General features: G+C 43.3%; 20 protein-coding genes. 12 read left to right on the top strand and 8 right to left on the bottom strand.

Features of this window, described 5'->3' with window-relative positions; all coding sequences use genetic code 11:
• Window positions 1–5 precede the first annotated feature (5 nt).
• Both CO230_RS03360 and CO230_RS03365 read right to left on the bottom strand, forming a co-directional pair.
• Window positions 6–1211: a metallophosphoesterase gene (locus tag CO230_RS03360; RefSeq protein ID WP_122027305.1), complete on the bottom strand. Its 1206-nt coding sequence runs from the start codon at window positions 1209–1211 to the stop codon at window positions 6–8.
• 66 nt (window positions 1212–1277) lie between these two features.
• Entirely contained in the window at window positions 1278–2345 is a 1068-nt protein-coding gene (locus CO230_RS03365) for a 3-oxoacyl-ACP synthase III family protein (RefSeq protein ID WP_122027306.1), read from the bottom strand.
• 99 nt (window positions 2346–2444) lie between these two features.
• On the opposite strand from CO230_RS03365, the gene CO230_RS03370 reads away from it, so the two are divergent.
• The 8 genes from CO230_RS03370 to CO230_RS03405 all read left to right on the top strand — a co-directional run bounded on the left by CO230_RS03370 (window position 2445) and on the right by CO230_RS03405 (window position 8037).
• Window positions 2445–3014, top strand: a complete 570-nt coding sequence (locus tag CO230_RS03370) for a hypothetical protein (RefSeq protein WP_122027307.1) — start codon at window positions 2445–2447, stop codon at window positions 3012–3014.
• A 10-nt stretch (window positions 3015–3024) separates the two neighbouring features.
• Window positions 3025–3744, top strand: coding sequence for a bifunctional demethylmenaquinone methyltransferase/2-methoxy-6-polyprenyl-1,4-benzoquinol methylase UbiE (gene ubiE, locus CO230_RS03375; RefSeq protein ID WP_410492864.1), 720 nt, complete (start codon window positions 3025–3027; stop codon window positions 3742–3744).
• Entirely contained in the window at window positions 3744–4529 is a 786-nt protein-coding gene (locus tag CO230_RS03380) for a porin family protein (protein WP_122027309.1), read from the top strand. Before ubiE ends, CO230_RS03380 begins: the two co-directional genes overlap by 1 nt.
• A gap of 135 nt (window positions 4530–4664) precedes the next feature.
• A complete protein-coding gene (locus CO230_RS03385; protein ID WP_122027310.1) occupies window positions 4665–4967 on the top strand; it encodes a hypothetical protein in 303 nt (100 codons plus the stop codon).
• The gene (locus tag CO230_RS03390) at window positions 4967–5254 is read left to right on the top strand and encodes a cell division protein ZapA (RefSeq protein WP_122027311.1); all 288 of its coding nucleotides are present in this window, start codon (window positions 4967–4969) and stop codon (window positions 5252–5254) included. The genes CO230_RS03385 and CO230_RS03390 overlap by 1 nt, the downstream gene beginning before the upstream one ends.
• A 246-nt stretch (window positions 5255–5500) precedes the next feature.
• Window positions 5501–7075 (top strand): ribonuclease Y, encoded by a 1575-nt coding sequence (rny, locus tag CO230_RS03395; protein WP_122027312.1) that lies wholly within the window; start codon window positions 5501–5503, stop codon window positions 7073–7075.
• Between the two features lie 62 nt (window positions 7076–7137).
• On the top strand, window positions 7138–7497 hold the full coding sequence (locus CO230_RS03400; RefSeq protein ID WP_122027313.1) for an arsenate reductase family protein: 360 nt from the start codon (window positions 7138–7140) through the stop codon (window positions 7495–7497).
• Between the two features lie 111 nt (window positions 7498–7608).
• Entirely contained in the window at window positions 7609–8037 is a 429-nt protein-coding gene (locus CO230_RS03405; protein ID WP_122027314.1) for an Hsp20/alpha crystallin family protein, read from the top strand.
• A 95-nt stretch (window positions 8038–8132) separates the two neighbouring features.
• Here the strand turns inward: CO230_RS03405 and gcvT are convergent, their stop codons facing one another.
• On the bottom strand, window positions 8133–9215 hold the full coding sequence (gene gcvT, locus CO230_RS03410; RefSeq protein WP_122027315.1) for a glycine cleavage system aminomethyltransferase GcvT: 1083 nt from the start codon (window positions 9213–9215) through the stop codon (window positions 8133–8135).
• Window positions 9216–9283: 68 nt separating this feature from the next.
• The gene (gene idi / locus CO230_RS03415) at window positions 9284–9793 is read right to left on the bottom strand and encodes an isopentenyl-diphosphate Delta-isomerase (RefSeq protein ID WP_122027316.1); all 510 of its coding nucleotides are present in this window, start codon (window positions 9791–9793) and stop codon (window positions 9284–9286) included.
• 126 nt (window positions 9794–9919) lie between these two features.
• Between idi and CO230_RS03420 the strand changes: the two genes are divergently transcribed.
• Both CO230_RS03420 and CO230_RS03425 read left to right on the top strand, forming a co-directional pair.
• Window positions 9920–10321 (top strand): phosphoheptose isomerase, encoded by a 402-nt coding sequence (locus tag CO230_RS03420; protein ID WP_122027317.1) that lies wholly within the window; start codon window positions 9920–9922, stop codon window positions 10319–10321.
• A 5-nt stretch (window positions 10322–10326) separates the two neighbouring features.
• Complete coding sequence (locus CO230_RS03425; protein WP_122027318.1) at window positions 10327–11286, top strand: D-2-hydroxyacid dehydrogenase; 960 nt, start codon at window positions 10327–10329, stop codon at window positions 11284–11286.
• Window positions 11287–11346: 60 nt separating this feature from the next.
• On the opposite strand, the gene mscL is transcribed toward CO230_RS03425, so the two are convergent.
• Window positions 11347–11730, bottom strand: coding sequence for a large conductance mechanosensitive channel protein MscL (gene mscL / locus CO230_RS03430; RefSeq protein WP_122027319.1), 384 nt, complete (start codon window positions 11728–11730; stop codon window positions 11347–11349).
• Window positions 11731–11849: 119 nt separating this feature from the next.
• On the opposite strand from mscL, the gene CO230_RS03435 reads away from it, so the two are divergent.
• A complete protein-coding gene (locus CO230_RS03435) occupies window positions 11850–13355 on the top strand; it encodes an NAD(P)H-hydrate dehydratase (protein WP_122027320.1) in 1506 nt (501 codons plus the stop codon).
• A 42-nt stretch (window positions 13356–13397) separates the two neighbouring features.
• Here the strand turns inward: CO230_RS03435 and lgt are convergent, their stop codons facing one another.
• Window positions 13398–14267: a prolipoprotein diacylglyceryl transferase gene (lgt, locus tag CO230_RS03440; RefSeq protein ID WP_122027321.1), complete on the bottom strand. Its 870-nt coding sequence runs from the start codon at window positions 14265–14267 to the stop codon at window positions 13398–13400.
• Between the two features lie 23 nt (window positions 14268–14290).
• Window positions 14291–14524 (bottom strand): membrane protein insertion efficiency factor YidD, encoded by a 234-nt coding sequence (gene yidD, locus CO230_RS03445; protein ID WP_122027322.1) that lies wholly within the window; start codon window positions 14522–14524, stop codon window positions 14291–14293.
• Between the two features lie 89 nt (window positions 14525–14613).
• On the opposite strand from yidD, the gene CO230_RS03450 reads away from it, so the two are divergent.
• On the top strand, window positions 14614–15891 hold the full coding sequence (locus CO230_RS03450; RefSeq protein WP_122027323.1) for a replication-associated recombination protein A: 1278 nt from the start codon (window positions 14614–14616) through the stop codon (window positions 15889–15891).
• 57 nt (window positions 15892–15948) lie between these two features.
• On the opposite strand, the gene CO230_RS03455 is transcribed toward CO230_RS03450, so the two are convergent.
• Entirely contained in the window at window positions 15949–17703 is a 1755-nt protein-coding gene (locus CO230_RS03455) for a discoidin domain-containing protein (protein ID WP_122028873.1), read from the bottom strand.
• Window positions 17704–17758 lie beyond the last annotated feature (55 nt).

Raw genomic sequence — 17758 nt, forward strand, 5'->3', positions numbered from 1 at the left:
CTTTCTTAAATAAGTTCGATTACGGTAATTTCCGGTTCTATGCCTACACGTCCAGGGAAACCGATCACGCCGAAACCGCGGTTTACATAAAGATATTTGCCACTGCTTTCATATAAATCGGCCCATTTGTTATAACGATACTGTACCGGCGACCAACGCACGTTCTTCAGGTCGATTCCAAACTGCATCCCATGGGTATGTCCCGAAAGGGTTAAATGGATATTGGCGGGATGTTGCTTCACAATCGCATCAAAATGAGAAGGGTCATGGCTCATCAAAATTTTAGGAGCATTCATAGGGATTCCTGCGGCGGCTTTGGTGAGGTCACCGTGTTGTGGGAAGGGTTTAACACCCCAGTTTTCTACGCCTAATAAATATAATTTTTCGCCGTTCCGTTCGATGATGTGATGTTCATTTCTTAAAAGTTTGAAGCCTGCGCGACGTTGAAGTTCGGTGAGCATCGGGATGTTTCGGTTTTTATCTTCCGGTGTGAGCCATTCCGCATAATCGCCGTAATCGTGATTTCCTAATACTGAAAATTTGCCGTCTTCAGGCTGTATCTCAGCAAACATTTCCACGAAGGGTTCAAACTCCTGCGCGTAATTATTCACCATATCGCCGGTGAAAAGTACCATGTTGGCATTCTGGTTTTTGATGAGTTCAATCGCGGGGCGTACTTTTTCTGGATTTAAGAAACTGCCTGCATGAAAGTCGGATATCTGAACGATCCGGTAACCTTTGAAAACATCCGGCAGACCGGGAATTTTTATTTTTACCTTTCGGGCGCGGTGGCGGTATTTCCCGAAGATAATACCGTCAACAATCAATAAAGAGAAAACACCGGCAGCGGCAATCCCGGCGATACTTACGAATTTCCTTCTTTCCGGATAATAAGATTCAGGAGCCGCGAAGTAGGTGAACAGATAATTGAAGAAACGTGCGATGTCTTCTAATAAAAGAAAAAACACAATGAAGAGTTTGGGTAACAGAAAGATCAAAAATATGGAAGATACAATCTGCACTGTCTGCGCGTCTCTGTCGCTGCGTTTGAAGTTTAGGAGGGTATAGACGAAGAAGCCGTACACCGCCAGCGTAATTACCCAATACGCCGCACGAAGCCAAGAATTGGCCGTGATGGTTTTAAAAGCCTGATATACGTAAAACTCTAACACGAAAACAATTCCGGTGATGATGAGAAGGTTTTTCTGCATGATATTGTGATATTAAAAAAGCACAAATAAATTTGTGCTTCGCTATATGTTTTTATAAAAATTTAGTTAAGGAAACCGATATACTACTGCATTAATATTCATGCCAGCGCCAACGGAAGCAAATACGATGGTGCCTTTTTCTTTGAACGAATGTCCCTCCATCTTTCCTTTGATAATTAGATCGAACATCGTTGGGATAGTGGCTACAGATGAATTTCCATATTGTTGGATCGTCATAGGGGCAATGTTATGGTCGTAATCTTTTATCCCGTATAGTTTGAACAGGCGCGAGATCATCGCGTAATCCATTTTCGCGTTGGCCTGATGAATCAGTATTTTATCAATATCCTCAATGTTGAGCCCGGCCTTATCAATAGTGTCTTTGATCGCAATTGGTACATTTTTAAGCGCGTATTCATAGATTTTTCGGCCGTGCATACGAATGTAGAGTGGTTTGCGGTCCTCATCCAATTTCAGTGAAGGTGCGTTTTCCAGAAAATTAAGTTCCACATCATTGTCACAAATGGTAGAATCAGCGATGATGCCTACATTTTCCTCATCAGTGGCTTTTACAACCACAGCACCGGCACCGTCCGCAAAGATCATCTTGTTGCGGTCGAAAGCATCAGTCACACGACTGAGTGTTTCTGCGCCGACTACCAGGATCATCTTGGCTTTTTTCGCTTTGATGAGGGTGTCCGCAAGAATCATGGCTTCTACCCAGCCAGGACAGCCGAAGATCATGTCGTAATTGATGCAGTTGCGGTTTTTAATGCCCAGTTTGTTTTTTAGACGTGCGGACATGGAGGGCATGAAGTTCGTCATTCCATCGACATTCACTTCCCCAAAATTACTTGCGTAAATAATATAATCTAGCGCTTCTTGGTCTATTTGGGCATCGTCGATAGCCTCTTTTGCCGCTTTGTGTGCTAGGTCAGAATTGAATTCGTCTTCTTCCAGATACCTACGGTTTTCAATTTCGGTGATCTCTACAAATTTCTGGATGATTTCATCTACAGGCTTATCAATTCTGTCGCCGTCATCGGTATAAAATACGGAATCCTTGAAATATTCTCGACCGATAATCCTGGTGGGAAGGTAGCTTCCGGAACCAATTATAATTGTATTGGGCATTTTTTTGAATAGAAAAATTTAGGGCAAAGTTACGGATTAATATTGTATCGCCCCGAACGAAAATTATTATTAAATTTGCAAGACTTTTTGTTTTTTCATATGAAAGTAAGCGCGTCGGCTAAGGGTTTAATAATTGCTGTCATCACCGTGTTGGTGGCCTTTGGCATCTATTTTACGCTACTTGCCAAAAAAAATTATTACCTGGTAGATAACCCTACGGACCAAACGTTTTATTTCACATTAAACGGTGGTGCTGAAAATACCATCGCTGCAGACCAAAAATTCCGCATAGACCTTCATAAAGGTAAAAACAGAGTGAAAGTCTATGACAACAAAAAAAATCTGTTGTACGATTCGGCTTTTACCGTTCAAAAGGACCGCGGTTTGCTGAATATCGCCCATCAGGATTATTACATCAATGAGCAGTTTTACGGCTACGGATTAAATAAGGATTCGTTGATTGCCGTGCGCCCTAGGACCCAGATCGACGGGAAGGAATATGTAAACGCACCCAAGAAATTCAGCCGACTTTATACCGAGGATTTCTACTTCAACCTCGATGAAGAGTATGATAAAGTGGTGAAAAACGTGCAGAAAGTAGAATCGCGGACCAAGATCTTCCGTAAAGCAGACTTTTTAAGATACTATAAAGCGTATTATAAATTTTAAATACAATATTTTGAGCCAGATAAAACCTTACAATACGCAGGCCGGTAAAAAACAGGAAGTCGAAGATATGTTCGACAATATTGCACCGAAATACGATCTTCTTAACCATGTACTCTCCATGAAGATTGATGTGCTTTGGCGCAACACCCTGGTAAAATGGATGAATAAAGATGCGCCTAAAGAAGTGCTGGATGTGGCTACCGGCACCGGCGATCTTGCCATCGCGGTACAGAAAGGCACCGGCGCACATGTGACAGGCCTCGATCTTAGCCAGCAGATGCTGAATGTAGGCCTCGATAAAATCAAAAAGCTTAATATGCAGGATAAGATTACGATGCAGAAAGGCGACGCCGAAAATTTGCCTTACGAAAGCAATAAATTTGACGCGGTTTCCGTTGCATTCGGAGTGCGCAACTTTGAAAATCTGGAGAAAGGCTTATCCGAACTCAGTCGTGTAGTTAAGGAAAACAGCAGTGTGTACATCTTAGAGTTTTCTAAAGTAGAAGGGCTTTTGGGTCCGCTTTACATGTTTTATTTTAAGAATATACTGCCAATGATTGGCCGTTTGGTGTCCAAGGATAACCGTGCTTATACCTATCTGCCCGATTCGGTAAACGCATTTCCGTTTGGTGAGAAGATGAAAAACATCCTGCTGAATAACGGTTTCAGAAAAGTAGAATATAAAAAATTAAGTTTAGGCATCGCAACCATTTACAAGGCAACCAAATAATGCGGACATTTCCTTCAAAAATCAGTTTAATCACAGCAATTCTGGTGGCAGGCCTTGCCAGCGCGCAACTCTTCCGTACCAAAGACCGTATGGACAATCTGGAGAGTTTCGATAACCAGAAATTCAGTTACGGCTTCTTTTTGGCAGGTAACAACTTCGATTATAAACTGGTGCTTGATCCGCGTTTTGGGATATCAAAACAGCAAAACCTCGTCCGTACCAAATCATCCTACAGTTTTGGCGCAGGCCTTATCGGTAAAATGAGGCTGAATGAAAACTTTGACCTTCGGTTCGAGCCCGGTTTGCAATTCGTGGAGCGCGAAATTTACTTTGATACCCAATCCAATGATCAGTTTGCCGCAGGAACACCCGCAAACCTCCCTTTTACGCCAAGGACACTTACGGATGCGGACAAACTTCGAAACGTAAAATCTACCTATGTGGATCTGCCTTTGTTGATCGAAATCCATGGTGACCGCTGGTATAACTCGCGGCCGTATGCAGCCGCAGGTGTCAACTGGATGCTGAATCTGCAATCGAACAGTGATGCGGCCGATGATAACGCACAGGGCATCTTCCGAAGTACGACCAGCAATTTTGCGTGGTCAGCCGAGATAGGGATACAGTTTTATTTCAGCCGTTTCAAGCTTACCCCAGGTTTCCGCGGTACCTTCATGATCAATGATGAAATGGTGCCCGACAATGCAGAAACACCGCCGTACTGGACGCCCGCTATCGTCAGCGCAAAAAGCCGAGCACTGATGTTTGTACTTAAATTTGAATAAAACACAGTTTTCACAAGATGCAAAAAGGAGAAGCGTACGGTTTCTCCTTTTTTCGTTTCAAGTAATTGCTAAAATTTATGCATATTCCACTTTAATTTTATATTTTTGCTATAAGTTAGAATTAAAAAGCCTGAAATGCTGAAGGACTTGGAAAATAATTTTTCGGTTGTAGAGAAGAAGGTTCTGGAGATTACAAAAAACTATCAGAAGCTTAACGAAAGATTCTTGGATTTATCCCGCGAGCATGAAGAACTGAAGGAGAAATACGACGAGGAGAGAAAGAAAAACCAGGTGTTAGCAGAAGAACAGAAAAATATAAAACTTTACTCAGCAATCAGCGGAAATCCCGATCACAACCGGCTGATGAAAAACCATATCAACCGGCTGATAAAAGAAGTAGATCAGTGTATTGCCGAACTTCAAAACAGTGGACTGTAATGGAAGTGAGAAGAATCACCATCAACATCGCGGGACGCAATTACCCGCTGAATGTACCCGCCGCAGAAGAAGAAACACTTCGAAAGGTCGGGAAGCAGATTGAAGGAATGATAAAGGATTTCGAACAGAATTTCGATGTCAGAGATAAGCAAGACGCATTAGCCATGTGTGCGCTGAAATTGGGTACCAATGCCGAAGTTTCGCTTATCAATAACGAAAAAAATATAAACGCAACCAGCGATAGACTCATGCAAATTAGCCGTTTGCTGGATGCAGTGGATAAGTAGATTTTTCTTTTCCACCAAACCGACTGCCTACAATAGTTCTAACACATTAAGGTAAACTCAACGCTAAACAATTACCGGACAAAAGTTCACTTGATGGCGCGCGGCCTGCCCGGATTACAGAAAGTGAAAATCAGTTCAAATCGTGTTGATTAGGAGTTTACTCTAAATCACTTGAATTATTGTAGGCTTTTTTTATGGCTGCCAAGACAGCTTTTTAATCATTTAGAACATTAAAACTAGACATATATGACAACAACCGTCGCTATTATTATCGGGATCGTCTGCCTCATCGCAGGTGCTGTCGCCGGAATATTATTCTCTAAAAGTTCGCTTAACGCGAAGGCAAAATTCATCCTGGAAGATGCAAAGAAAAACGCCGAAAACATTATAGAAAAAGCCAATGTACAGGCAGAATCTTTGCGGAAAGAAAAACAACTGCAGGCAAAAGAAAAATTCCTGGAACTGAAGTCCCAGCACGATGCCGATATACAGGCACGCGAAAAGAAAATGAATGAGGCAGAAAAACGCATCAAAGACAAAGAAAACAAGCTGAATGATGAGCTAAGTAAAACCGGTAAGCTTGAAAAAGATCTTGAACGCAAAATTGCCGATAATCAAAAGAAACAGGAAATGCTGGACAAAAAACAGCAGGAACTGGAGGTAGCTACCGCACAAAAGGTAGAAATGCTAGAAAAAATTGCCAACTATTCTGCCGAAGAAGCCAAGAATGAACTGGTAGAAGCCATGAAATCCGAGGCCAAAACCCGGGCACAGGCTCATGTGCAAAGCATTATGGAAGAAGCAAACCTCAATGCAAAACAGGAAGCCAAGAAAATCGTCATTCAAACCATTCAGCGTATCGGTACAGAGCAGGCCATAGAAAACTCGGTTTCTGTCTTTAATATTGAATCTGATGAGGTGAAAGGACGTATCATCGGTCGCGAAGGCCGTAACATCCGCGCTTTGGAAGCTGCCACCGGCGTAGAGATCATTGTGGATGATACGCCGGAAGCTATTTTGCTTTCATGCTTCGATCCGGTAAGGAGAGAAGTGGCGAGGCTTTCGCTTCACCGCCTTGTAACCGATGGCAGGATTCACCCGGCAAGAATCGAGGAAGTGGTAGAAAAAACCAAAAAACAGATTGAAGAAGAAATCATAGAAGTTGGTAAAAGAACAGTGATAGACTTAGGGATCCACGGTCTGCACCCCGAACTGGTGAAGATTGTGGGCCGGATGAAATTCCGTTCTTCATATGGGCAGAATCTGCTGCAACACTCCCGAGAAGTGGCCAATATCGCCGCTACCATGGCTGCAGAACTTGGGCTGAATGTGAAAATGGCCAAAAGAGCCGGTCTTCTGCACGATATTGGTAAAGTCCCAGAACAGGAGTCTGAACTCCCACACGCATTATTAGGCATGCAATGGGCAGAAAAGTATGGCGAAAACCCAGAAGTGGTAAACGCCATTGGTGCCCACCATGATGAAATTGAAATGACCTCTCTTCTTTCGCCAATCATACAGGTGGCAGATGCGATATCTGGTGCAAGACCAGGCGCGAGACGTCAGGTGTTAGAGTCTTATATTCAGCGGCTTAAGGATTTGGAAGCCGCGGCATTAAGTTTCGATGGCGTATCAAGTGCTTACGCGATTCAGGCCGGTCGCGAACTTCGTGTGATGGTAGAAAGCGGACGCGTAAATGATGAACAAAGCTCGCAGCTTTCCTACGATATTTCCGAAAAAATCCAGAACGAACTTACATATCCGGGGCAGGTGAGGGTGACAGTCATCCGCGAAACCCGTTCTGTAAATATTGCCAGATAACATGTAAATCTCTTTTCATTTGGAAAGAGATTTTTTGTATTGATTAATTTAAAAGAAGACCTATGAAGAAAGTTTTTTATCTGAAAACCTGCGGAACGTGTATGAAAATACTGAACAAGTTCAATTTAGAAGGTTGGGAACTCCGTGAAATAAAAAGCGATCCAGTAACTGAAGATGAGCTTGCTTCCATGCATCAGTTAGCCGGTTCCTATGAAGCCTTGTTCAGCAGGAGATCCACGCAGATCAAAGTGCGGGACATTGATGTGAAGGCATTGGCAGAAGATGATTTTAAAACACTCTTAACCGAGCATTATTCATTTCACAAACGCCCGGTATTTCTTACAGACAAAGAAATCTTTATCGGGAATGACAAGAAGAACATAGAAGTTTTAGAGCGATATTTCAATGATTTACTGACATAATGTCATTACTAATCAATCATTTGTGAAAAAATGTCTGTAAAAATGTACAGGCATTTTTTTTGTGATTTAGCGAATACATTTAGATGATGTTTAACCAAAAAATATAAAGCGATGTCAAATTTAATCAGAAGAAACAGTTTTTTTGATGATTTTATCACCAGAGATTTATTTGATTTTGGGATGCCTAAAGTAAACAGAAATGAGTTCACCTTACCTTCTGTAAACATCCGTGAGCAGGAAAATGGTTTTGAGATCCATTTGGCTGCACCAGGCGTTAGAAAAGAGGATTTCAAGATAAATCTCGATAGGAACGTGCTCACCATATCCAGCGAAAACCGCACTGAAAACGAAGAGAAGGACGAGAAGGGAGGTTTTACCCGCAGAGAGTTTAATTACAGTGCCTTCAGCAGATCGTTTACATTGCCGGAAGTGGTAGATGCAGAAAGGATTGACGCGTCTTATGAAGACGGCATTCTGAAAATAAATGTACCAAAGAAAGAGGTAACCATGCAGCATGTAAAAACCATTGAAGTAAAATAAGCGTAGTTCAGGCTAAGTTAAATGAAAGGTCGCTGGGGAATTTCCCCAGCCGACCTTTATTATTATAATGTATGGCAAATTCGCCATTCATTTATTTACGAAACAAAAGGCAGTTTTACAACTTTAGCCGGTACATTCTTATTCCGGATTTTGATGAAGATGTCGGTACCAATTTTGTAATGGGGTTTATCGATGTAAGCCAAACCGATTCCGATGTTTTTCATGGGGCTCATCGTGCCCGAAGTTACTTTACCAATGATATTACCTTCCGCATCGGCGACTTCATAATCGTGGCGCGGTATGGCGCGTTCCTGCATTTCGAAGCCTACAAGTTTACGCATGATGCCCTCTTCTTTCTGCTTGGCAAAACGGTCTTTATCCACAAATTCTTTATCGAATTTGGTGATCCATCCCAATCCTGCTTCTAATGGCGAGGTAGTATCGTCGATATCGTTTCCGTAAAGGCAAAAGCCTTTTTCGAGTCGCAGGGTGTCTCGGGCAGCCAAGCCGCAAGGCAGAAGCCCGAACTCGTTTCCAGCTTCCAGAAGCGCGTCCCAAATCGCGGCGGCATTTTCGTTTTTAAAATAAATTTCAAAACCACCGCTACCCGTGTAACCGGTATTTGAAATTATGATGTCTTCAAAACCGGCCACCTTACCTTCCGTGAAATGATAATAAGGGATGTCTGAAAGTGGGGTGTCTGTAAGTTTTTGTAGGGTCTCCGTTGCTTTTGGCCCCTGTATGGCGATCAGGGATGTCTCATCGGAAATATTGGTGAGTTGGGCATTGTATTCCTGGTTATATTTGGTAAGGTGTGCCCAGTCCTTATCAATATTAGAGGCATTTACCACGACAAAGTATTTCTCGTCACTCATTTTATAAACGATGAGGTCATCTACAATGCCGCCGTTGCCATTTGGCAGGCAGGTGTATTGTGCTTTCCCGTTTTCCAGCGTGTCGAGGTTGTTCGTCGTAACATATTGTAGCAGCGACTTTGCGTTTGGCCCTTCTACAAGGAATTGTCCCATGTGCGAAACATCGAATATCCCTACTTTTTCCCTTACCGCAAAGTGCTCCTCGGTCACTCCGCTGTATTGTACAGGCATCTCAAAGCCTGCAAAAGGCACCATCTTAGCGCCGAGTGACACGTGTTTGTCAAATAAAGCCGTCTTTTTCATTGTATTTTTTTATTAGATTTTAAATTATACAGCGGTTCTTTTAGAAAGAATAACACTTGCTGGAAAGATTAAAAATGATGTTTATATTCTGCGAGGATTATCTTGAACCACTCAGTGAAGTGTTCAGGGTGCAGTTTCATTTCACGGTCCAGGTCTTCCATTGAAATATAGCGAGTTTCAGACACTTCATCGTTGTTTAAATGTATGTCACCCGAGAAATTGCCGGTAAACACATAATCAAGCTCGTGCTCCCAAAGGTTTTGTCCCACGTCAGCCTTATAGATGAAGTGGAATTTTTCAGTTAAATCCGCTTCAATCCCAAGTTCCTCCTTCATACGGCGTTTTGCCGCCTCCAAATACGTTTCTCCTTCGCGTGGGTGCGAGCATACGGCGTTCGTCCAACGTTCAGGGGAATGATACTTGCCGGAAGCACGCTTCTGCAACAGCATCTCGCCTTTTTCGTTGAATAAAAATACCGAGAAAGCCCGGTGCAGAATACCATTTTCATGAGCCTGCATTTTTTCCATCAGGCCCAAAACCTCATCCTGTTCGGATACAATTACTACATGTTCTTCCATCTTTACAAAAATAGGCTATAAATGTGTAATTAAAAACTTTTTGAGGCAATCTTATGTAATACACGCAAAACGGGGCATTTTTCGCTAACGGTAGTTTTCGTAATTTTGCACCTTAAAATTACCGATATGGGAGTTAAAAGTAAACTGCCGGCAGGCCCACTACTGAACAAAGAGGTGAAAAATTACCTGATTGATATAGACGGAACAATCACCGATGATATCCCAAATGAAGAGTGGGAGAAGATGGTGAGTTGCCTGCCTTACCCCGACGCGTTGGAGACCATCAACCGTTGGTACGACCAAGGGCATATCATCTGTTTCTTTACCTCCCGTACAGAAGACCTCAAGCAACTTACCATTGACTGGCTTGATAAGCATGGGTTTAAATATAACAGTGTGCTTTGCGGCAAGCCACGCGGCGGTAATTATCACTGGATCGACAATCATTTGGTGAAAGCCACCCGTTTCAAAGGTAAATTTACCGATATGGTTAAGAAAGAGGTCGTTATAGAAGTTTTTAAAGATTAATAAGAATGAAGATATTAGCAAATGATGGGTTAGACCAGTCAGGGATTGATGCGCTCAGCCAAAAAGGTTTTCAGGTAATCACCACAAAAGTGCCGCAGGATTACCTGATGCATTACATCAATGAAAACAGCATCCGTATTTTACTCGTTCGCAGTGCCACGCAGGTTCGGCGCGAACTTATAGATGCCTGTCCTACACTTGAAATTATAGGCCGTGGCGGCGTTGGGATGGATAATATAGATGTAGATTACGCACGATCAAAGAACATACACGTCATCAATACGCCAGCCGCTTCTTCGGAATCTGTGGCGGAGCTGGTTTTTGCGCATCTGTTTTCCGGCGCAAGATTCCTTCATGACTCCAACCGCAAAATGCCGGTGCAGGGCGCCACACACTTTGCTACACTGAAAAAATCCTATGAAAAAGGCATAGAACTGCGCGGAAAAACCATTGGTATCATCGGTATGGGCCGAATTGGGCAAGAGGTCGCCAGGATTGCCCTCGGACTTGGGATGCGCGTGATTGCTGCTGACAGTAATGTTGGCAGGGCCAGTATTAAGGTCACCTTTTATAATAATCAGTTCATAAATGTAGATATTGAAACTGAGCCGTTAGAAGGCGTTTTAAAGCACGCAGATTTCATTACGCTGCACGTCCCGAGCCAGAAAAACGGTTATATGATAGGCGCGGCAGAGTTTGCCATGATGAAGACCGGTGTCGCCATCGTCAACTGCTCGCGCGGTGGTGTTATTGATGAAGAAGCCTTACTTAACGCTCTTAACGAGGGTAAGGTAAGTTTCGCCGGACTTGATGTGTTCATGAACGAGCCCAGCCCGTCCGAAGAAATTCTTACCCATCCAAAAGTTTCATTAACGCCCCATACGGGCGCTTCCACCCTCGAGGCGCAGGACCGGATTGGCCTTTCGCTCGCAAAACAGATTTGCAGCATTCTTCAGATCCAATAAAAAAGAGCTCCTAAAAGTCTCTCACTTTTAGGGGCACTAACTTTTCCAGGTTTTTTCAGTTTACAGCGTAGTATTTCTGTCTTTTAACAGATCGCGTATTTCTGTAAGTAGTAGCTGTTCTTTCGGTACCGGTGGAGGCGGCGCGGAGGTAGGCTTTACCACTTTATTCGCCCCTTTGATCAGCCAGAACAGTACAATGGCAATACATAGAAAACTGATGACAGCCGAGAGAAAATTGCCATATTTTACCCCGTTCCAGCTTAACTGCGCAATATTTTCCGCGCCAACAGCTTCCAGTGCGGGGTTTAGCAACAGTGGGGTAATAACATCTTCCACCATCGAAGAGACAATTTTGCCGAATGCAGCGCCAATGATTACACCCACGGCAAGATCTATCACGTTTCCTTTAAGAGCAAATGCTTTAAACTCCTGAACGATTCCCATAATTCTAATTTTTAATTAAAATCAAAATTAAACATTCCGTTAGTATAAAACAATATTTTTCACCTAAAAAAATCATACGATGTCAGAATAAATACTATTTTTAAAGAAACAAATAATGAATGAAAATTTTTAATGCTAACCAAATCCGAAAGGCCGATGCTTTTACGATCACCCATGAACCTGTAACCAGCCTGAAATTAATGGAACGGGCAGCCGAAGCCTGTGCAAAATGGCTCCTGAACCGCTTCCCGGGCAGTGTAACCTTCCAAATCTTCTGTGGAACTGGTAACAATGGCGGCGATGGCCTTGCGCTGGCGAGATTGCTGCATCATGAAGGGTTTAGGACCCATGTATTTATCAATAAAAACGTTACACAGTTTTCCGAAGATGGTCTGGTAAACCTACAACGCGTCCGCGAAAACCCGGGTATAGGCTGCCATTACTTTGATGAGCTTGATGGTTTTCAGTTTGACGGAAATTCGGTCATCATTGATGCGCTGTTTGGCACTGGTCTCAATCGCCCTCTTGAAGAAGAATGTGCGCTTCTTGTGGCACAACTCAACTCTTTGCAATTTCCTAAAATCTCCATAGATATTCCTTCCGGATTATTGGCTGACGAAACTTTTTTAACTGATTCAGAAGTCTTTAAAGCAGATGTCACTTTAAGTTTTCAGTATTGGAAAAGAGCCTTTCTACATCCGGAAACCGGCAAATTCACTGGTGATGTGCATCTTCTTGATATCGGTTTACAAAAAGATTTCAGCGAGAATGAACCTACTGAAAATTTTGTCATCAGTGAGGATATGATCCTGAAAATCTATCGTCCCCGAAATGATTTTTCACATAAAGGAAGCTATGGAAGCACCAAGATTATTTCCGGCAGTTTCGGGAAGATGGGTGCGGCCGTGTTGGCTGTAAAAGCTGCTTTGCGCTGTGGCAGTGGACTTACCACGGTGCAGGCGCCGGATTGTGGTTATGATGTTTTACAGTTGGCGTGCCCGGAGGCGATATTTGTTTCCGGCGGTTCAAAGTATATTACAGCAATAGATTTTGCCCCCGAAGAATCCAAAGAATCCATAGGCATTGGCCCAGGTCTTGGGACAAATGACGAGACAGCTGTAGCATTACTTACTTTCTTGAAAAATTTTGAAAGACCTCTTGTCGCAGATGCTGACGCATTAAATATACTCGCAAAAAACGCGGAAAATCTATCGCTTTTACCTGAAAACTCCATTATAACGCCACACCCAAAAGAGTTTGAACGTTTATTCGGCAGCGTGGCAAATTCATTCGACAGGTTATCGCTTGCACGAGAGAAAGCGCGTCAATATGCTATTTTTATCATTCTTAAAGATCATCATACGCAAATCATCACTCCCGAAGGCAAGGTATATTATAATGTGACCGGAAACTCAGGCATGGCGAAAGGTGGCAGCGGAGACGCTTTGTTAGGTATAATAACGGCACTGCTGGCCCAAGGCTATTCCTCGCAGGAAGCATCCATTTTCGGCGTGTGGCTTCACGGCAAGGCTGGCGATCTAGCTGCACGGAAGTTTTCAAAGGAATCCATGCTTGCCACTGACTTAATTGAAGCGTTAGGCCCGGTTTTCATGTCTTTGAATTAATAATAAACCCTTTAAGAAAATACTTAAAGGGTTTGCTTCTTTTTACTCTGGTTTTCCGTTTTCGGCTTCGGTTATCCTATTGTTTTTCGAGTACCACATAATTACGAATCCCGAAAGCATGAAGGGCAGCGAGAGAATTTGGCCGGTATTAAGACCTGCAAACTGTATGAACTCGTCGCCTTGCGGCTCTTTTAAAAATTCTACGAAAAAGCGAACCGCCCACAGTACGATAAAGAACAGGCCAAATAGCCAACCTTGCTGATATTTTTTGTTCGTATAACGATACAGCAACCACAGCAAGATAAAAAGCAAAAAATATCCGCCCGCTTCGAATAGCTGTGTAGGGTATCGCGGTACAACGTCACCATATTCTGAACTTTGCTGTGGAAAAAGCACCGCAAACAGCGAACCTTCCGGCGCTGGCTTACCGATGATTTCAGAATTGAAGAAGTTGCCTATACGTACAAAAGCACCTCCTAAAGCGACTACGATCCCAATACGGTCGTACACCCAAAACGGGTTTTTTCTTATGATTTTATAAGCATAATAAAGTGTGGTGAAAATCAAGGCAATAGTAGCGCCATGGCTTGCAAGTCCCGCAAAACCTGTGAATTTAAGTTCCGGCTTGGTTTGTATAGGTAAGAATACCGACCAGAAATCCTGGCGGAAAAGTTCTGGCTGATAAAAAATGACATGCCCAAGTCTTGCACCGAGGATGGTCCCAACTAATGTCCATGTAAACAGAGGTTCTATATACTTTTGATGAACGCCGTCAATTTTATAGATCTTCGTCATGATGAAATAACCAAGGCCAAAGGCTAATACAAACATCAAACTGTAGTAATGCAGTGTAATTGGGCCAAGGCTGATGCCTGTCGAAGGGTCCCACGTGGTATATAAAAATGTGAGCATAGGTAAGTATATTAATTTATTTTTTAATGTTTAGGAGGTACAGGATCGTAGCCACTGCCGCCCCAGGGGTGACAGCGCAGTATTCTTTTAGTGCCAAGCCAAAAGCCTTTGATGGGGCCATGTACGCTGAGTGCTTTTAGCATATAATGCGAGCAGGTAGGCTCGTAGCGGCAGTTTTTTGGCAACAGTGGTGATATGAACCACTGATAAAACCTAATCAGTACTACCAACGGAAATGTAAGGATTTTGTTCAGCATTACATTGCAAAAGTAGCGAAATAGTTTAATTTTGCTCCATATTTGCAGGTAAATTACTGAATAGGAACGATAAACTTTCTTTTGATATTTTGAGCAGCAACACGCCTTTAGCAGAGCAAATGAGACCCAAAACCCTGGATGAGGTATTGGGGCAGGAACATCTTACCGGCAAAACCGGCACCCTTCGGAAAATGCTACAGAATGATACGTTGAACTCCTTGATTTTCTGGGGGCCGCCAGGCACAGGGAAAACAACATTGGCGGAAATTATTTCAGAAAGTTCGGGGCGGAAATTCTATAAACTCTCCGCTGTATCCAGTGGGGTAAAGGACGTGCGTGAGGTTATTGATGCGGCAAAACAGCAGAATTTGTTCTCGGGCAAATCGCCAATTCTTTTCATTGATGAAATCCATCGCTTTAATAAATCGCAACAAGACTCCTTATTACATGCGGTTGAGAAGGGCTGGGTTGTGCTCATTGGTGCCACCACTGAAAATCCGAGTTTCGAGGTGGTGTCGGCGCTGCTGTCGCGTTCACAGGTGTATGTGCTCAAATCTCTTCCTTATGATAAGCTAGAAGCGTTGGCTGACTTGGCGCTAACAAGATATAACGCGAATTTTCATACAGATTTTATCATCAAGGATAAAGAAGCACTGATTCAGTATTCTGGCGGTGACGCACGGAAACTCATTAATTCAGTAGAGAATGTGCTGAACAACTTCAGGAATTCTGATAAAAAAGCAATTACAAATGCAGATGTGCTGGAAGTGCTACAGGAAAACATGGCACTTTATGATAAGAATGGCGAGCAGCATTATGATATTATTTCGGCATTCATCAAATCCATGCGCGGATCTGATCCCAATGGTGCGGTATATTGGCTGGCACGAATGCTTGTAGGTGGCGAAGATATTAAATTCATTGCCCGGCGAATGCTGATTTTAGCGGCGGAAGATATAGGTTTGGCAAATCCGAACGCGCTTACCGTAGCGAATAATTGTTTTCAGGCGGTGAATGTGATTGGAAATCCGGAAGCGCGGATTATATTAAGTGAGACCGCTGTATATCTGGCGGCATCACCTAAAAGTAATTCTACCTATACGGCCATCAATGAAGCGATGGCGTTCGTGAAAAAAACGGGCAATCTGCCGGTGCCTTTACATTTACGGAACGCGCCTACCAAACTGATGAAAGATATGGATTATGGGAAAGATTACCAATACGCGCATGCCCATGAAGGGAATTTTGTAGATCTCGAATTTCTTCCCGCAGAGGTTAAAGGAACTAAATTTTACGAGCCAGGAAATAACCCTACCGAAAATAAGATACGTGAGATGCTGAAAAAGAAGTGGAACGATAAATACTAACTGCCCATAGTACTCTTTGGCGCTCGCTTCGCTCGCGCCTTATCGCTATTACCTAATTTACTCCGCTTTAAAGATTTCCGACCGTTCCGAGATGCCATTGCTGTTAAACGCTTCTATCTGAAAATAGTACGCATCGGTACGGTCTGCACCGGTAAAAAAATATTCGTTTTTTCCGTACACCATAATGCTTCCGTACAATTTGTCGGGAGATTTCCCAAAGTAGATGACGTAGCCGTCGGCCTTTTCATTTTGCTGCCATTTCATCCAGATGCTTCTGCGTTCGCCATGTTTTTTAGGATCGGCACGCAATGGTACGAAATTCTGAACTTTTCCGGGTTTGTCGCCAGCGCCTTCACCGAAAACCCGAAATCCACTTAACGCAAATTTACCGGTTGGCATCTTCAGGTTTTCCATTTTCAGGAAACGGGCTTTTGCCGGTTTTTCAAGTTCGATATAGTCGTGTGGGACATCTTTCGTATTTTTACTTTTATCGACAATAATTTTCCAGTTCTTTCCGTCGTTGGAACCGTAGATTTTATACTGGTGCATTTTGCCGAGTGTCTTACCCATAAACGTTACATCCTGATCTGCATAATTTATTTGTATGGCATTGATGGTGGAGACTTCACCAAGATCAGTCTGGAACCATTCACCGGAATTGCCTGTTTTCGCTGACCAATAGGTTTTAATGTCTTCATCCACAGCATAATTCGCATGGTAGCCACCAAGGGTGGAGGAAACCTGTACTGGTTTATTATAATTAAGCAGCATCCACCCGGCAAACAGTCCTTTGGTGAAATCTTTGCCTTGCGCGTATTCCGGAATTAAAGTAGGGTAGTCGCCATAAGCAGTGTTGCTGTACATTACATCATCTTTGTCGAAACCTGCTGGCCAAATGCCCAGGCGGCGCTCAAAATTGTTTTTGGTGGAGATAAAGATGGTGGAGACATGCCAGTAGTTGCCGTAATTGTCCTGAAAAGTAGCTCCATGACCGGCGCCGCGGGCAAAACCACCGGGTTTGTAAGAAAAAGGGTTATGTTGTTGATATTCGTAACCCTCCAGCGGGTTTTTGGAGACGTACACTCCGTCTGCATAACCACTAAATTCGGTGGCGGGAGCACCGTACTGCATATAATATTTTCCGTTATGTTTGGTCACCCAGGCACCTTCCACAAAAGGTTGCAGGAATACATTGTCATTATATTCACCGAATCTTTCCCAGCCGTGGTCTTCAGGTTTCAGCCGCAGAATGGGTTTAACATACCCTTCAGACTGTAGAGTTTTCATCTTCACTTCAGTGCCAAGAAGCGGCCACTCGTTGCTGGAGCCCCAGTACAGGAAAAGTTTGTTGGTATCCTCATCATAATGGAAGGCAGGATCCCAGGCGCCCACTTTCAAGGTATCAACGGCGATTTCCCATTTGTTTTCAATGGGGTTGGTGGATTTCCAGATCGGGAAATCAGACTCCCAAGTGGAGCCGTAAACATACAAAGTATCTTTCATGGCCCAAGCGGCCGGTGCATTAAGATCATGGATGTATTTATCATCGCGGAGAAATTTCCGGTGCACAAATTTCCAGTTCAGCATGTCGTCACTATGCCAATACCCTTCCTGGTTGGTAGAGAAAAGGAAAAGTTTCTTCTGGAAGTTGACAATCACCGGGTCTGCCGTGGCGCGGTGTTTCCCCTGTTTCGAAAAAACCTCGAAAGGCGTGTAGCCATAATCGATATTGATGGGGTTGCAATAGGTTTTTTGCTGAGCAGAAAGCTGTAAAGACAGTACGAATGCTAAGAGAAACAAACGGAAATTCATAAGTGAAAGGTTTTGCTGTGTAAAGTTAGCGTATGTTTTGTAAAAACAGAAATCC

The sequence above is a fragment of the Chryseobacterium sp. 6424 genome, assembly GCF_003692615.1.
Lineage (GTDB): Bacteria > Bacteroidota > Bacteroidia > Flavobacteriales > Weeksellaceae > Kaistella.